Annotated in this window: 14 protein-coding genes; 8 read left to right on the top strand and 6 right to left on the bottom strand. The window is 69.5% G+C overall.

Annotation, left to right across the window (positions count from 1 at the left end; all coding sequences use genetic code 11):
* Positions 1 to 77 precede the first annotated feature (77 nt).
* The 3 genes from mftD to N803_RS05460 all read left to right on the top strand — a co-directional run bounded on the left by mftD (position 78) and on the right by N803_RS05460 (position 2,723).
* Positions 78 to 1,256 carry a pre-mycofactocin synthase MftD gene (gene mftD / locus N803_RS05470; protein ID WP_035903160.1) on the top strand — a complete coding sequence of 393 codons (1,179 nt, stop codon included), beginning with the start codon at positions 78 to 80 and terminating at the stop codon, positions 1,254 to 1,256.
* Positions 1,253 to 2,047 (top strand): mycofactocin-coupled SDR family oxidoreductase, encoded by a 795-nt coding sequence (locus tag N803_RS05465; protein ID WP_035903159.1) that lies wholly within the window; start codon positions 1,253 to 1,255, stop codon positions 2,045 to 2,047. The genes mftD and N803_RS05465 overlap by 4 nt, the downstream gene beginning before the upstream one ends.
* Before the next feature lie 157 nt (positions 2,048 to 2,204).
* Entirely contained in the window at positions 2,205 to 2,723 is a 519-nt protein-coding gene (locus N803_RS05460) for an iron-containing alcohol dehydrogenase (protein ID WP_035903158.1), read from the top strand.
* A gap of 281 nt (positions 2,724 to 3,004) precedes the next feature.
* Here N803_RS05460 and N803_RS05450 read toward each other — a convergent pair whose 3' ends face one another.
* The 3 genes from N803_RS05450 to N803_RS05440 are packed head-to-tail and all read right to left on the bottom strand — an operon-like array spanning position 3,005 to position 5,819.
* The gene (locus N803_RS05450) at positions 3,005 to 4,294 is read right to left on the bottom strand and encodes an MFS transporter (protein ID WP_052111818.1); all 1,290 of its coding nucleotides are present in this window, start codon (positions 4,292 to 4,294) and stop codon (positions 3,005 to 3,007) included.
* Positions 4,291 to 4,902 (bottom strand): ArsR/SmtB family transcription factor, encoded by a 612-nt coding sequence (locus tag N803_RS05445; RefSeq protein WP_084764048.1) that lies wholly within the window; start codon positions 4,900 to 4,902, stop codon positions 4,291 to 4,293. Before N803_RS05445 ends, N803_RS05450 begins: the two co-directional genes overlap by 4 nt.
* A 35-nt stretch (positions 4,903 to 4,937) precedes the next feature.
* Positions 4,938 to 5,819 (bottom strand): COX15/CtaA family protein, encoded by an 882-nt coding sequence (locus tag N803_RS05440; RefSeq protein ID WP_035903395.1) that lies wholly within the window; start codon positions 5,817 to 5,819, stop codon positions 4,938 to 4,940.
* A gap of 107 nt (positions 5,820 to 5,926) precedes the next feature.
* On the opposite strand from N803_RS05440, the gene N803_RS05435 reads away from it, so the two are divergent.
* From N803_RS05435 to N803_RS05425, 3 genes are all read left to right on the top strand, one after another.
* On the top strand, positions 5,927 to 6,868 hold the full coding sequence (locus N803_RS05435; RefSeq protein ID WP_035903156.1) for a polysaccharide deacetylase family protein: 942 nt from the start codon (positions 5,927 to 5,929) through the stop codon (positions 6,866 to 6,868).
* 210 nt (positions 6,869 to 7,078) lie between these two features.
* A complete protein-coding gene (locus N803_RS05430; RefSeq protein ID WP_245617021.1) occupies positions 7,079 to 9,127 on the top strand; it encodes a M4 family metallopeptidase in 2,049 nt (682 codons plus the stop codon).
* A gap of 70 nt (positions 9,128 to 9,197) precedes the next feature.
* The gene (locus tag N803_RS05425) at positions 9,198 to 10,664 is read left to right on the top strand and encodes a M28 family peptidase (protein WP_035903155.1); all 1,467 of its coding nucleotides are present in this window, start codon (positions 9,198 to 9,200) and stop codon (positions 10,662 to 10,664) included.
* A gap of 185 nt (positions 10,665 to 10,849) precedes the next feature.
* On the opposite strand, the gene N803_RS05420 is transcribed toward N803_RS05425, so the two are convergent.
* Positions 10,850 to 11,398 carry a TetR/AcrR family transcriptional regulator gene (locus N803_RS05420; RefSeq protein WP_035903154.1) on the bottom strand — a complete coding sequence of 183 codons (549 nt, stop codon included), beginning with the start codon at positions 11,396 to 11,398 and terminating at the stop codon, positions 10,850 to 10,852.
* A gap of 228 nt (positions 11,399 to 11,626) precedes the next feature.
* On the opposite strand from N803_RS05420, the gene N803_RS18225 reads away from it, so the two are divergent.
* Together N803_RS18225 and N803_RS05415 are read left to right on the top strand one after the other, a co-directional pair.
* Entirely contained in the window at positions 11,627 to 11,776 is a 150-nt protein-coding gene (locus N803_RS18225; protein WP_156969660.1) for a hypothetical protein, read from the top strand.
* Between the two features lie 7 nt (positions 11,777 to 11,783).
* The gene (locus tag N803_RS05415) at positions 11,784 to 13,271 is read left to right on the top strand and encodes an MFS transporter (RefSeq protein WP_084764046.1); all 1,488 of its coding nucleotides are present in this window, start codon (positions 11,784 to 11,786) and stop codon (positions 13,269 to 13,271) included.
* A gap of 78 nt (positions 13,272 to 13,349) precedes the next feature.
* On the opposite strand, the gene N803_RS05410 is transcribed toward N803_RS05415, so the two are convergent.
* Positions 13,350 to 14,138, bottom strand: a complete 789-nt coding sequence (locus N803_RS05410; protein ID WP_052111816.1) for an ABC transporter permease — start codon at positions 14,136 to 14,138, stop codon at positions 13,350 to 13,352.
* Positions 14,135 to 14,851: an ABC transporter ATP-binding protein gene (locus N803_RS05405; RefSeq protein WP_035903153.1), complete on the bottom strand. Its 717-nt coding sequence runs from the start codon at positions 14,849 to 14,851 to the stop codon at positions 14,135 to 14,137. Before N803_RS05405 ends, N803_RS05410 begins: the two co-directional genes overlap by 4 nt.
* Positions 14,852 to 14,855 lie beyond the last annotated feature (4 nt).

Here is a 14,855-nt window from a genome sequence, read left to right as displayed (position 1 = left end):
CGTCCCCTTCGGACGGGCAGTTCACACGTCTCCGTCAGCGTCCTAGCGTCATCTGGACGACACGAGGAGGAGGCCACATGGGCCAGTGGTTCGAGACGGTGAACGAGGCTCAACAACGGGCGAAGCGACGGTTGCCACCGTCCGTGTACTCCGCGCTCCTGGCAGGATCCGAGAAGGGTGTGTCCTACAGCGACAACACCGCGGCGTTCGGGGAGCTCGGACTGGCGCCCCATGTGGCCGGGCTGGCCGCGAAGCGAGACCTGTCCACCACGATCATGGGGCAGGACATCTCGCTTCCCGTGCTGATCTCGCCCACGGGGGTGCAAGCAGTGCACCCGGAGGGCGAGGTCGCCGTTGCGAGGGCAGCTGCCGCACGGGGAACGGCGATGGGGCTGAGCTCGTTCGCCAGCAAGCCGTTGGCCGACGTGGTCGAGGCCAACCCGCAGACGTTCTTCCAGACGTACTGGATGGGTGACCGCGACGCAATGGTTCGACGGATGGATCGTGCCCGCGACGCCGGGGCGGTCGGGCTGATCGCCACACTGGACTGGTCGTTCTCCCACGGGCGAGACTGGGGGAGTCCCAAGATCCCGGAGCGACTCGACCTCAAGGCGATGGCGAAGTTCGCGCCCGAAGTCCTGCGCCGTCCCCGGTGGCTGGCCGACTTCGTCCGGTCCGGCCGCCTTCCCGACCTCAGTACTCCGAATCTGGCAGAGCCAGGCGCCCAAGCGCCCACCTTCTTCGGTGCCTACGGCGAGTGGATGACCACACCGCCGCCGAGTTGGGAGGACGTTGCGTGGCTGCGCGAGACGTGGGGTGGACCGTTCATGTTGAAGGGCATCTGCCGGGTCGACGACGCGCTGGCTGCTCGTGACGCGGGAGTCACCGCCATCTCCGTGTCCAACCACGGTGGCAACAACCTCGACAGCACGCCGGCGCCCATTCGTGCGCTGCCGGCCATTGCGACCGCTGTCGGACACGACGTCGAGGTGGTCCTCGACTCCGGGATCCGGCGAGGGAGCGACGTCGTCAAGGCACTGGCTCTCGGCGCCAAAGCGGTGATGATCGGGCGGGCCTACCTGTGGGGTCTCGCAGCCGGTGGCCAACCCGGTGTCGAGAATGTCCTGGACATCCTGCGCGGGGGGATTGACTCGGCCCTGCTCGGGCTCGGCCATTCCTCGATCCACGACCTCACACCGGAGGACGTCATCGTGCCCACGGGTTTCACCCGGGTGCTGGGCGTCAGCCGAACGTGAGTGCATCCCGGGTCGCCCTCGTCACCGGAGCGGCCCGGGGGGTGGGCGCGGCAACGGTGCGGTCACTCGTGGCGAGCGGCTACCGGGTCGTGGCCTTCGACGCCTGCCTGGGCGATGGCCACGGTATGCAGGGAGTCGAGTACCCGCTGGCGTCGGTGTCGGACCTCGATGATCTGGCAGACCTCGGTGACGCCATCGAGGCGTTCGTGGCCGACGTTCGAGACGCTGAGGCCCTTCGCGCGGCGGTGTCGTTGGCGCAGGATCGTTGGGGTCGGCTGGATGTGGTCGTCGCGGCGGCAGCAGTGATGGTCGGTGGTCGTTGTGCCTGGGAGACGCCGCCAGGGGACCTCCAGACCCTCTGGGAGGTGGACGTGCTCGGCGTGTGGAACGCGGCGGTGGCCGCCATTCCAGTGATGCTCTCCGGTCCTGACCCGTCGGGCTGCCGCTTCGTGGCGATTGCGTCGACAGCCGGTACACGGGGGATGTTCGGGCTGTCGGCGTACGCGGCTGTCAAGCACGCCGTCATCGGCCTGGTGCGTGGGCTGGCAGCTGATCTCGTCGGCACCGGGGTCAGCGCTGTGGCGGTCTCACCGGGAGCGACGCGCACCGCGATGCTCGACGCCACGGCTCGCCTGTACGGGCTGGCAGACCCGTCGAAACTGGCAGAACACCAGCTCACCCAGCGAGTGCACGAGCCGGAGGAGGTGGCCGCCACCATCGTGCACTGCTGCTCGGTCCCGGGTGGGCTGCTCAACGGGTCGGTCGTGGACGTCGGCGGAGGGATCCGCTGAGTCTCCGGACGGCATACCTGCCCTCATGGAGAGGTACGCCCTCTCCCTCCCGGGCACGCACCGGCGCAGCCCGGGCGTCTAAGGTGAGTGCGTCCCAACGACGGGGTCCGGACTCGCCGGCGGGATCTTCTGTCGTTGACCCGAGTGAGGAGGCGCCGTGGTGTCAGCCCTCCTTCCGCCACGTCATGACGTTCAGGCTCCGTCGACCTTGGCGAAGTTCCACGCACCGGAGGTGGTGTTCGGAGCCGACTCCGTGGGCGAGGCGGGGTACGCCGCCATTCGCCTGGGTGCCCGTCGGCCGTTCCTCGTGACGGATCCGGGCATCATCGAGGCCGGCTGGGTGTCACTGCTGCTCGCGGTGCTCAAGGAGGAGGGGCTGGCCCCCATCATCTGGAGCGAGGTCACGCCCAACCCCAAGGACCATGAGATTCGCAGGGCACACGCGCTCTACGCAGAGCAGGAGTGCGACGTCATCATCGCGATCGGCGGAGGCTCGGTGATCGACGCCGCCAAGCTCAGCGCCGTTGGTCGGTTCCCGTGGCTCTCGGCGCTGCGGCGTTCGCCACTCTGGGCACGTCACGCCGGCTCGCTCGCAGTGAGCGCCCGCTGCGGGCGGCCGCGGTGCTCACGCTGGAGGGAAGTGTCGCCGTGCTGTGGCAGACGGCTGCCGCGCTGAACAGGCACTACTGGCCGTTGACCGTCCTGTTGGCCACGCGGTCGCCTCGGGCCCGGCGTGCTCTCGTGGTCGCGGCCGTGGCCGAGGGTCTCGCGGACAGGCACCGGGTGCATGCCGAGCTGGATCCGGTGAGGTATGTCGTGGCTCATCGTCTGGATGACCTGGCCTACGGTGCCGGGCTGTGGTTCGGCGTTCTGCGGATGCGGTCCATGGCAGCGCTTCGCCCGGACGTGCGGGGCCTGCGGAGCTCGCCACGAGAGCGGTGACGTTACCGGGCACCTTCAGGCTGGTTGGTGATGGCGAGCCCGTCCTTTCATCGGTTGATCCGGCAGGTCCCGCCCGCGCGCATAGGGCCCGACGAACACCGCCAGCGAACCCATGGCGTGGACCGCGGCCATGAGCAGGATCGTCTCCCTCACGCCGATCCAGGATCCGAGCAGCCCGGCGACGAGGCCGGCCAACGGCATGGTTCCGAAGTTCAGCACCGACGACGTCGCCATGGTCCGGCCGAGCAGCTCAGCCGGCGTGTAGCGGACCCGGAAGGACGCACGCACGACGTTCGCGCCCACGACGCCGAGGCCGACGAAGAACGAGCCGACCACGACGAGCAGCACGCCGGCGCCGGGCCACGCGAGCCCGATGAGCAGCGCGGGCGGTCCGCCGATGACCTGGAGCCAGCGCAGTGCCCCGGCGTCACCCCACCATCGGGTGGCCCTGGTCGCCAGAGTGGCGCCGAGGAGCCCACCGACCGAACCCGCGGCCAGGACGAAGCCGACCGAGCCGGGCGCGAGGTCGAGGTCCCGCACCATGAAGAGCACCATGAGGGCGCCGTAGCCGGTCAGGGCGAAGTTGCCCACGCTCCCGAGGATCGAGATGAAGCGGAGATACGGGTCGCGTACGACGATCGCGACCCCCTCGCGGATCTGCGGACCCAACGGCTCGCGGGGAGCGCGCTCCGGGCCTGCACCCAGCTCTTCCGTGCGCATCCGGGCCAGACACCACCACGAGGCGAGGAAGGTCACGACGTCGAGCACCACGGCATACGCGGCCGACAGGAGCTGGACGAGAAGTCCGCCGATCCCGGGACCGGCGATCTGCATGGCCGACTCGGTTCCGTAGATCCGTGCGTTGGCGCGTTCGAGGTCGTCGCTCGCGACGACGCGGGGGACAAACGTTGCGTATGCCGTCCGGAAGAAGACCGTGCAGCAGCCCAGTCCCAGCGCGGTCACCACGAGATGGGGGAGCGTGAGGACGTCGAAGGCCCAGGCGACCGGGACGCTGCCGACGATGGCGGCCGACGCGAGGTCGGCACGCATCATGACCTGACGTGGGTCGGAGCGGTCCACCCAGGCTCCGGCGACGAGGCCGAGGACGAGCCAGGGCAACCAGATGGCGCCGGCGAGGACGCCCATCCAGAGAGGGCCGGCGTCGAAGCGCGTGACGGCGATGAGGGGGAAGACGACGGTGGTCGTCATCGACCCGAGAACGCTGATGCCCTCGCCGGCCCAGAGGAGTCGGAAGTTGTGGCCCGGCCCGGGTGGGGGAGTGAGGGTCTTCCCGAGAACACTCATGGCTGCGCCGGGAAGCCGCGGGCGAAGACGAAGACCGACTCGCGCTCAACGCCGTCGTCGGGTACGTCGCGCCGACTCCAGCGCACGAGGATCTCGACGAGCTCCTCGGCCATCTCGCGCATCTCGGCGGGGGAGAGGCGCATCCAGTTCTGCGTCGCGAACGCGGCGTCGTCCCACTCGGGAACGGTGGCTGCGTTGGCGTTCCATTCCTGGACCCGTTCGAACTGGCGCTGGAGTGCGAGCGCCTCCGCGGCATACGCCGCCGTCACAGCCGCGGTGTCGGACGCGAAGTCGGCGCGCGACCACCGCGTTCCCGGGTCGACGAGTTTCCACCAGCGCTCGCGCCTGTCCTTGGCGAGCTCGGGTGCCTCCTCGACGAGCCCGGCCTCGTTGAGGACCTTGAGGTGATGGCTGGCCGAGCCCACTGCCTGCCCGGTGCGGGCGGCCAGGCCCGACGCGGTGGAGGGCCCGTCGACCTTGAGCGCGTCCATCATGCGTGAGCGGAAGGGGTTGGCCATGGCCGACAGGGCCTTGGCGTCGGTGATGGTCCGGACGCCGTCGGGGGTGCGCGACGGCGACTGTTCGTGGGGTCGTTCAGTGGGGGTCATGGTGCGACCATAGACCCACAAGAACTCTTGTGCAACTAGTCTTGTGCAATCTCGCGCAGGTGGACCAGGCCGTTGACGAGGGCCACGACGAGCGCCGCGGCGCCGAACATGTGCGTCAGCACCAGCACCTCGGGCAGGTCGGTGAGGTACTGGGTGTAGCCGATCAGGCCCTGGGCGAGGGTCACGAGGAGGACGGTCTGCCACGCCCGGCTGGTCGGCGCGGGGGCGGACGACAGGCGAGTGGCGAGCCACACGGCGACCACCAGGCCGACGAAGAGCATGACGGCGTCGGCATGCAGCCACGAGATCGTGCGTGGGTCGAAGCCGAAGCGCGCCGGTGCCTCGGCATCCCCGGAGTGGGGACCCGAGCCCGTGACGACGGTCCCCAGCACGAGGACGACGGCACCCACCGCGGTCGTGCCCACGGCGACGCGGCGGACGAGGGCGTGGACGAGCGGGCGCGGCTCACCCTCCGGTTCGGTCCGGGCAAACCAGAGGTATGCCGCGGCCGCCACGAGAGCGGCGGACACGAGGAAGTGCGTGGCCACGGTCACGGGGTGCAGTTCGGTGAGCACGGTGATGCCGCCGAGGACGGCCTGGAGCACGACGCCGGCAAGGACGGTGACGGCAGCGATCTTCAAGCGGCGCACCGGTGCCCACCGCCACACGGCGATGACGGCCAGGATCGCGATGATGCCGAGCACGCCCGTCAGCGTGCGATTGCCGAACTCGATGATCTTGTGGAACCCCTGCTCCTGGTGCGGCACCGGAACGTATGAGCCGGGCACGCATTGGGGCCACGTCGGGCAGCCGAGTCCGCTGCCGGTGAGGCGCACGAGCCCACCCGAGACGATGATCGCGACCTGCGCCACGAGGTTGGCGAACAGGATGCGGTGGTAGTTCTGCGGAAACGGCATGCTCACCACCGCAGGGTATGGGACCGTTGCCGAGGTGCCGACGACGGCACCGGCAGAGGGGAAGTCCCGGTGGGGAGCACCGGGCGCACGGACATGGGGAGCCACAGGTGGGGGAGTCACGCGCGGGGGAGTCGCACGTGCTGCGACGTCGGCATGCGGTGCTGCTCGGCGCTCTGCTGCTGGCGGGCTGCGGAACGCAGCGGGCGCAGGTCGACCCGCACACCGACGGGTCGGGCGCGTCCGCTGCGCCCACGGGGACCCCGAGTTCCTCACCTGCTCCACCTGCGAGTGCCACGACACGCACGAGGCCGACTGCCACGCCGGGGCGCACCCCTGTGGGTGAGATGGCGGTCCCGACTCGACGCGAGCTCATCGAGGAGTTCGACGGTGCGCGGCCGACAGCCTTCGGACTCGACGTTCCCGGTGTCGTGGGGGCGTGCCGCGATGGAGCGGTCGCTCTCACCTTCGACGCGTGCGGTGGCCCAGGGAAGGGGAGTGCGGTCGACCACGACCTCCTGGCCACCCTGCGCCGGCTCGCCGTCCCGGCGACGCTCTTCCTCAACACGCGCTGGATCGAGGCCAATCGAGGATTCGCGCACGAGCTCGCCGACGACCCCCTGTTCGAATTGGCCAACCACGGGCACCGGCACCGGCCGCTCACGGTTCGGGAGCGGACGGCATACGGGATTCACGGAACCCGAGACGTGGGTGAGGTGGTCGACGAGATCGAGGCAGCAACCCCCTGGTTCCTCGAGCGCACCGGTGCCCGCCCGCGATGGTTCCGACCGGGCACGGCCCACGTCGACACCGTCGCGGCCACCATTGCCCGACGCCTCGGGCAGCCCGTGGCGGGCTTCTCCGTCAACGCGGACAGCGGCGCAACGGCATCGCGCGGGGCCATCGTGCGCGCGATGGCAGGAGTCAAGCCCGGCGACGTCGTCATCGGACACTTCAACCGACCCGATGGTGCGACGTCCGAGGGCATGTCCCGAGCCCTGCCTCGCCTCATCGACAGGGGAGTCCGCTTCACCCACTTGACCATTTCTTGACCCGGGCTTGACTCTCGGTGTGCTCCCGGCTGACAAAGTCCGGGTTTGGCAAAGGATTGGTCAGTTTCGTTGACGCGCAGCGGTGTTCGCCGCTTGGGTTCGAGACGCGCCGAAGCCCGCGGCACAACCTGTGGCCGCTCCGGAGGGGGACGACGCTTCCATCCGTGATCGCACATCACCCCGTGCGGTCCGAACGAGAAGAGGTACGACGTGTTCCGACGTTCCACCGGTGCCATGGCGGTCACCTTCGCCCTGGCCCTGCCCCTGGCCCTGCCCCTCGCAGGGGCCTACGGCGCCCCGGCCGGCCCCAGCCCGGCGCCCACGGCAAAGGTCGACACCGCCGCCGACCACGCGGCGCTCGGCCTGTCTGCCGACGAGAAGCTCGTCGTCACGTCGGTCGTGACCGATCCGGACGGCACCCAGCACATCCGCTACAACCGCACCTTCAAGGGTCTGCGCGTCATCGGCGGTGACCTCGTGCTCGAGAAGAAGAACGGTTCCAGGAAGGACGCCCACGTCAACGCCTCCGGCAAGGTTGCCGTGGCCTCGACAACCCCCAGGAAGACCGAAGCCCAGGCGTCCTCGGTTGCGACGGCGAACGCCCGCAAGGCCTCGCCGGCGAACGTCGAGGACAGCGAGCTCGTCGTCTGGGCCGGTGACGGTGCGGCGCGACTCGCCTATGAGGTCATCACCGAAGGCATCAAGGCCGACCAGACCCCCACCCGACTCCACACCCTCGTCGACGCCGACACCGGAGCGATCCTCCAGTCGTGGGACGACATCAAGCACGGCTCCGGCAGCTCGATGTACTCCGGCACGGTCACGCTCAACACGATCCAGTCCGGCAGCAGCTGGCTGCTCAAGGACTCACTCGGCAACCACACGACCGATCTCAACGGCTCGACGTCCGGCACGGGCACGCAGTTCACGGACGCGGACAACGTGTGGGGGAACGGCTCGAGCACGAGCCGCCAGACGGCGGGTGTCGACGCGCAGTACGGCGCCGAGAAGACCTACGCGTACTACAACTCGGTCCTTGGTCGCCGCGGCATCTGGAACAACGGCACCGGTGCTCGTAGCCGGGTCCACTACGGGAACTCCTACGTCAACGCGTTCTGGGATGGCACCCAGATGACCTACGGCGACGGGTCGGGCAACACGCACCCGCTCACCTCGATCGACGTGGCCGCCCACGAGATGTCGCACGGCGTCACCGAGAACACCGCGAACCTCAACTACAGCGGCGACGCCGGCGGCCTCAACGAGGCGACCTCAGACATCTTCGGAGCCGCCGTCGAGTTCTACGCCAACTCCTCGGCCGACGTGGGTGACTACCTCATCGGCGAGAAGATCAACATCAACGGCAACGGCACGCCGCTGCGCTACATGGACAAGCCGAGCAAGGATGGCTCGAGCCCCGATTGCTGGTCGACGAACACGAAGAACCTCGATCCGCACTACTCGTCCGGTGCGCTGAACCACTGGTTCTACATGGCTTCCGAGGGTTCGGGCGCCAAGACCATCAATGGCGTGAGCTACAACAGCCCGACCTGTGGCGGGGCTCCCGCGGTGACCGGCGCAGGCCGCAGCAACATCGAGAAGGTCTGGTACCGCACGCTCTCGACGAAGCTGACCTCGAGCAGCAACTACGCGGCAGCCCGCAACGGTGCCATCGCCTCCGCCAAGGAGCTGTACGGCGCCACGAGCCAGACGTGCAAGTCCGTGGAGGCGGCGTTCAACGCCATCTCGGTGCCGGCCGGTAGCGAGGCCTGCGACGGCGGCACCACCCCGCCGCCGACCGGGGGCAACCTCCTCCAGAACCCGGGCTTCGAGTCGGGCGCGGTGAACTGGACCGGCACGTCCGGCCCGGTCACGAACAACTCGGGTCGTCCGGCCCGCACGGGTTCCTGGAAGTTGTGGCTCGGTGGCAACGGCTCGAGGTCGACCGAGACGATCAACCAGAGCGTCGCGATCCCGTCCACCGCCACTGCGGCGACCCTGTCGTTCTGGCTGCGCACCGACACGGCGGAGTCCGGCTCGACCGCCTACGACACGATGAAGGTCCAGATCGTCGACGGCTCGACGGTGAACACGCTGGCGACCTACACCAACGTGGGCACCAACGCGACGTACACGCAGAAGTCGTTCAATGTCGCGGCCTACAAGGGCAAGACGGTCACGGTGCGGTTCCTCATGAACGAGGACTCCTCCCTGCAGACGTCGTTCGTCGTCGACGACACGGCGCTGGCCACCAGCTAGTTGTCCCGGGCCGGGTCGGCGCTCTCACCGAGCGTCGGCCCGGCCCTTGTGCTGACCTCAAGGAGACCTCATGCCCACCAACCTTCGGGGCGCCCTCGCCCCCATGACCGTGACCCTGGTCGCGGCCGGTGTCGCCCTGGCGCCCGCGACGCAGGCGGAGTCAACGGCTGCTGCGCGCAGCGCCACGTCGACCGCCACAGCCACCGCGGCAGCCAGCCCCGACATCTCGCTGGCCAACACCCAGGCCCACCTGAACCAGTTGCAGTCGATCGCGACGGCCAACGGAGGCAATCGCTACACCGGCCGAGCCGGATACACCGCCTCGATCGCCTACGTGAAGGGCAAGCTCGACGATGCAGGATTCACCACGACCGTGCAGACGTTCAGCACGTCTGCCGGGCAGTCCTCGAACCTCATCGCCGAATGGCCCGTCGGCCACGCCAACAACGTCGTCATGCTGGGCGGCCATCTCGACAGCGTGTCGAACGGTGCCGGGATCAACGACAACGGATCCGGCAGTGCAGGAGTGCTCGAGTCGGCGCTGGCGTATGCCGCGAGCGGCCAGACTGCGAAGAACCGTCTGCGCGTGGCGTTCTGGGGTGCCGAGGAGCTCGGCCTCCTCGGCTCCAAGCACTACATGAGCAGCCTGTCGACGACCGAGAAGAACCGGATCAAGGTCTACCTCAATTTCGACATGATCGGTTCACCCAACCCCGGGTACTTCGTCTACGACGACAACCCGGCAGGCAACGGAGCCCGTGACGAGCTCACCGCCTGGTACACCGCCAAGGGCATCCCCTGGGAGTACATCGACGTCCAGGGGCGCAGCGACCATGCGGCTTTCCGGTCCTACGGCATCCCCACCGCCGGAATCTTCAGCGGCGCGGAGACCCTCAAGTCGAGCAGTCAGGCCCAGAAGTGGGGCGGGACCGCGGGTCGTGCCTTCGACCCGTGCTACCACTCGTCCTGCGACACGACGAGCAACATCAACGCGACGGCGCTGGACCGCGGAGCCGATCTCATCGGGCACATGCTGTGGCTCTATGCAGCAAAGGACTACGGCACGACGCCGCAGCCGACCGGCAACCTTCTGCAGAACCCGGGCTTCGAGTCGGGTGCGGTGAGCTGGACAGGCACGTCGGGCCCCATCACCAACAACTCGGGTCGCCCCGCACGGACGGGAGCGTGGAAGGCGTGGCTCGGTGGCAACGGGTCGACGTCGACCGAGACGGTCCAGCAGAGCGTCGCGATCCCGTCGACCGCCACCGCAGCGACCCTGTCCTTCTGGCTGCGCACCGACACGGCGGAGTCCGGCTCGACGGCCTACGACACCGTGAAGGTCCAGATCGTCGACGGCTCGTCGACGACGACCCTGGCGACCTACTCCAACGTGGGCACCAACGCGACCTACACGCAGAAGTCGTTCAACATCACGGCGTACAAGGGCAGGACTGTCGTCGTGAAGTTCCTCATGAACGAGGACTCGTCCCTGCAGACGTCGTTCGTCGTCGACGACGCGGCGGTCGCCACGAGCTGACCGCCCAACCTTCGTGGCGGTGGGCGTGGTCACCTCCGGGCCTGCGCCCACCGTCGCTGGCGCCACCAAGGCGCAACCCGCTGCTGAGGGTCAGCGCCTGACCCCCACCCGTGGTGGGTGACGACAGTGCGCCGCCGACATCAACGTCGGCGGCGCACTGTCGTGGTGGGGGAGGGGAGGACGGATCAGGGGCGGACGATCCCGTCCACGACGACCTCGAGCATGGGGCGGACGTCGAGCCCCTCGGGGCTCATGTCGGCAACGCTGGCCACCCCGCTCACGAGGCGCATGACATTGGCGGGATCGACGTCACCCCGCAGCTCACCGCGCGCCCCGAGGTGCTCGACGACGCGACGGTTGGCGTCACCCATGACTCGGCACTTGCGGAACATGGGGGAGGAGGGGTCGTCCATCGCGGCGCAGATCTTGCTCGCGGCGCCACGGTGCAGCGTGATGTGCTCGACGAAGTGCCCGAACCAGCCCAGGAGCAGGGCGCGCGCGGGCAGGTCCGTGGCGATGGCCGCATCGGCGTCGGCGGAGACCCTGTCGGCCCAGTCCTTCATGAGCGCGTCGATGAGCGCCTCGCGGGTGGGGAAGTGTCGGTAGAGCGTCCCGGCGCCCACTCCGGCACGCTTGGCGACCTCGTCGAGCGACCCGTCGGTGCCCTTCTCGGCGAACACGATGCGGGCCGTGGCGAGGATCTTGTCGTAGTTGCGGCGTGCATCGGCGCGCATCGGCCGAACATTCTCCTCCGCTTCCGCGGCCGCCTCAGGAGACGAATCCGCCTGTGCCACAACGGATTCCGCCGCCCTGTCAAGGGTGGCTCGACCAGTCTTCGCAGGCGTCACCAGAAGTCTCCTTGCTAAAACGGAGAGTGTCTCCGTATTGTGGTCACTGCAGAACCGGAGTGGCTCTCCGTTAATACTACGCCGTTTCGCCGACCACAGAGGAGTCCGGCACCCATGAGCACGACCCTGCGTCCGACCGCCCAGGCCCTGCGCCTGCACCGGTCCCACCTCTCCACGTCCCACCGCGCGCCACTGTCGCCGCGCCCCCGTGACCGCGCCCGCACTCGGGCGACGGCGTTCACCCCCATGACTCGCGAAGCCTGAGGCACAGATGTCGACCAGCACCACCGACTCCACCCGCACGACCGACGTGCCACGCACGTTCCCCGACCCGCAGAACCAGCAACGACGACGCGCCGCGATCGGCGTCGGCATCGTCCTCATCGCCCAGCTCATGCTCGTCCTCGACGCCACGGTCGTGAACGTGGCCCTCCCACACATCCAGACCGACCTCGGGTTCACTCCGGCAAGCCTGTCCTGGGTGCTCAACGCCTACACCCTCGCCTTCGGTGGCCTCCTGCTCCTGGGCGGTCGTCTCGGTGACGTCCTCGGCCGTCTGCGCACGTTCGAGGTCGGCCTGGCGGTCTTCACCGTCGCCAGCCTGCTCGGCGGACTTGCCACGACCCCGGAGTGGCTCATCGCGGCCCGCACCCTTCAGGGCATCGGCGCCGCACTCGCCGCGCCCGGAGTGCTCGCCCTCGTGACGACGAGCGCCCCCGACGAGGCTGCTCGCAACCGCGGGCTCGCGCTGTTCGCAGCCGTGTCCTCGGCCGGCGCCTCGCTGGGCCTCCTGCTCGGCGGAGCGCTGACCGAGGTGCTGAGCTGGCACTGGACCCTCTTCGTGAACGTGCCGATCGGTGTCGCCGTCCTCCTGCTCGCACGTCGCTTCGTGACCGAGACTCCGCGGCAGACGAGCCGTTTCGACGTCGTCGGCGCGGTCTCGGCCACGGTCGGCGCCGTGGCCCTCGTCAACGGCTTCATCAGCGCCGCCGACGCGGGGTGGCTCGCGACCTCGACGCTTGTCTCGTTCGCCCTCGGGGCCGTGCTCCTTGCGGCGTTCGTCCGGACCGAGGCGCGCGTGGCCGCGCCGCTGCTCCCGCTCGGGTTGGTCCGCAACCGTCAGCGCGGCGCCGCCCTCGTCGTCATGATGCTCGTCGTCGGGGCGCAGTTCTCGACGTTCTTCCTCGTGACGCAGTACCTCCAGCGGGTCCTCGACTTCAGCCCCATCGCGACGGGCGCGGCGTTCCTGCCGCTGAGCCTGGCGATCTTCGCGGTGTCGCGGGTGGCCGCCCGTCTCGTCGCCCGGGTCGGCGCAGGCCAGCTCGTCATCCTCGGCGCCACGGGCCTGACGGGCAGTTTCCTGTGGCTCGCCAACATCTCGGAGTCGAGCACCTACGCCCTCGACCTGCTCGGACCGCTCGTCCTCAACGGCGCGTCGGCTGCGCTCGTGTTCATGCCTGTATCGGTCATCGTCCTGGGCGGCGTCGACCGATCGCTCGCGGGGACGGTCTCGGGTCTGCTGCAGACGGCCCAGCAGCTCGGCGGGGCAGTGGGGCTGGCCGTCATCGTCAGCGTCTACGCGTCGGCGTCGATTCCCGGGCGCTTCGTGCCCGGCACGGACACGGCCTTCCACACGTCGGCCCTCTTCGTCGGTGTCGCCCTCGTCATCGCGCTGCTCACCCTGAGGTCGCGCCGCCCGGTTCCCGCGCGGGCGCCGGAGAGTGGCGATCGGGTCGAGCTGGCGGCCGACGTCGCCTGAGAATCCCCGCGACACACAACGTGACGTAGGCCGGGAGCGCGCCTCCCGGCATACGTCACGTTTGTGGTCGTGCCGCAGTCAGTCGGACCAGCGGAACCAGCGGACGGTCGCAGCGCCCGCGAGCCCGGCCCAGACGAGCAGGACGAGCCATTGGGCCAGCGGCCAGTGCCCCTCGACGAGTGCGAGGCGCAGGCCGTCCCCGAGGGCGCCCGAGGGCAGGAGTCGGGCGAGACCCTGCACCGCGTCGGGCAACCGATCCGTCGGGAGGAGGACTCCGAGTCCCAGCAGGAGGACCCAAGCGAGGTTTGCGAGCGCGAGCACACCCTCGGCGCGGACGGTGCCGGCCAGGAGGAGCCCGAGGGCGAGGAAGGCCGCGGCGCCGAGGGCGACGGTGACGAGGGCCGGCACGAGTCCCGTTGCCTCCGGGCGCCAGCCGAGCACGGCGGCCAATCCACCGAGGACCACGAGCTGCACCGTGATGACGACTCCGACGGCACCGAGCTTGCCCAGGATGAGGCCGTCGCGCCCGAGAGGACTCGCGCCGAGGAAACGCAGGACGCCGTAGCGGCGGTCGAAGCCGGTCGCGATGGCCTGCCCGGTGAAGGCCGTGGACACGACGGCGAGCGCGAGGACGCCAGCGGTCGCGACGTCGATGCGCCGCCCGGGACCGAGATCGGGGACGTCGCTCAGGGCGAGTCCGACGAGGGCCATGGCTGGGAGGACGAGGGCCACGAGGAGCTGCTCGCCGTGTCCGAGGATCGTCATCGTCTCGAACCTGGCCTGAGCGAGCCAGCGCTGCACCGGCGTCGCCGGACCGGTTGCCGGACCCGGGACAGTGGCGGGCGCGGGGCTGATGGGGGAGCTCATCGGCGGCCTCCGGCCGTGAGCGCGAAGTAGCGCTCCTCGAGCGTGTCGCCGGCGCGCACCTCGTCGAGCGACCCCTCGGCGACGACCCGCCCGGAGCTCATGATGACGACATGGTCGGCGAGGCGTTCGGCCTCCTCGAACGAGTGGGTCGTGACGACGACGGCGGCTCCCGCGGTCGCGGTCTCGCGGATGAGGTCCCAGACGTCGAGCCGGGCGTGGGGATCCAGGCCGGCAGTCGGTTCGTCGAGGAACGCCACATCAGGGCGACCGACGAGGGCGGCGGCGAGTGCGACGCGTTGACGCTCACCGCCCGAGAGGCGGCGAATCGACCGACCGGAGACGCGATCCACACCCAGTCGGGCCATGAGGGCCTCGATGTCGGCGGGGGCGGCGTGGAGCCGGGAGATGTGGTGCAGAAGTCGGCGGGCCGTCGTCGTCACCGGCAGTCCGCCCTCCTGGAGCATCACGCCGACACGGGCGCGGTGCTCGGCCGGTGCGTGCCACGGGTCGACGCCGAGGACGCGTGCGACTCCGGCGGTCGGGCGCTGGAGGCCCTCGAGGCACTCCATCGTCGTGGTCTTGCCTGCCCCGTTGGGTCCGAGGACCGCCGTCACTGCGCCAGACTGGGCAGACCACGAGGCGTCGTCGACGGCTCGCACCGCGCCGACGTCACGGCGCAGACCGATGACCTCGACTGCAGACACGGCGGACATCCTA

This window comes from Knoellia subterranea KCTC 19937 (genome assembly GCF_000768685.1).
GTDB lineage: Bacteria > Actinomycetota > Actinomycetes > Actinomycetales > Dermatophilaceae > Knoellia > Knoellia subterranea.
Note: the sequence above shows the minus strand (reverse complement) of the source record. Positions and strands in the feature narration are given on the sequence as shown.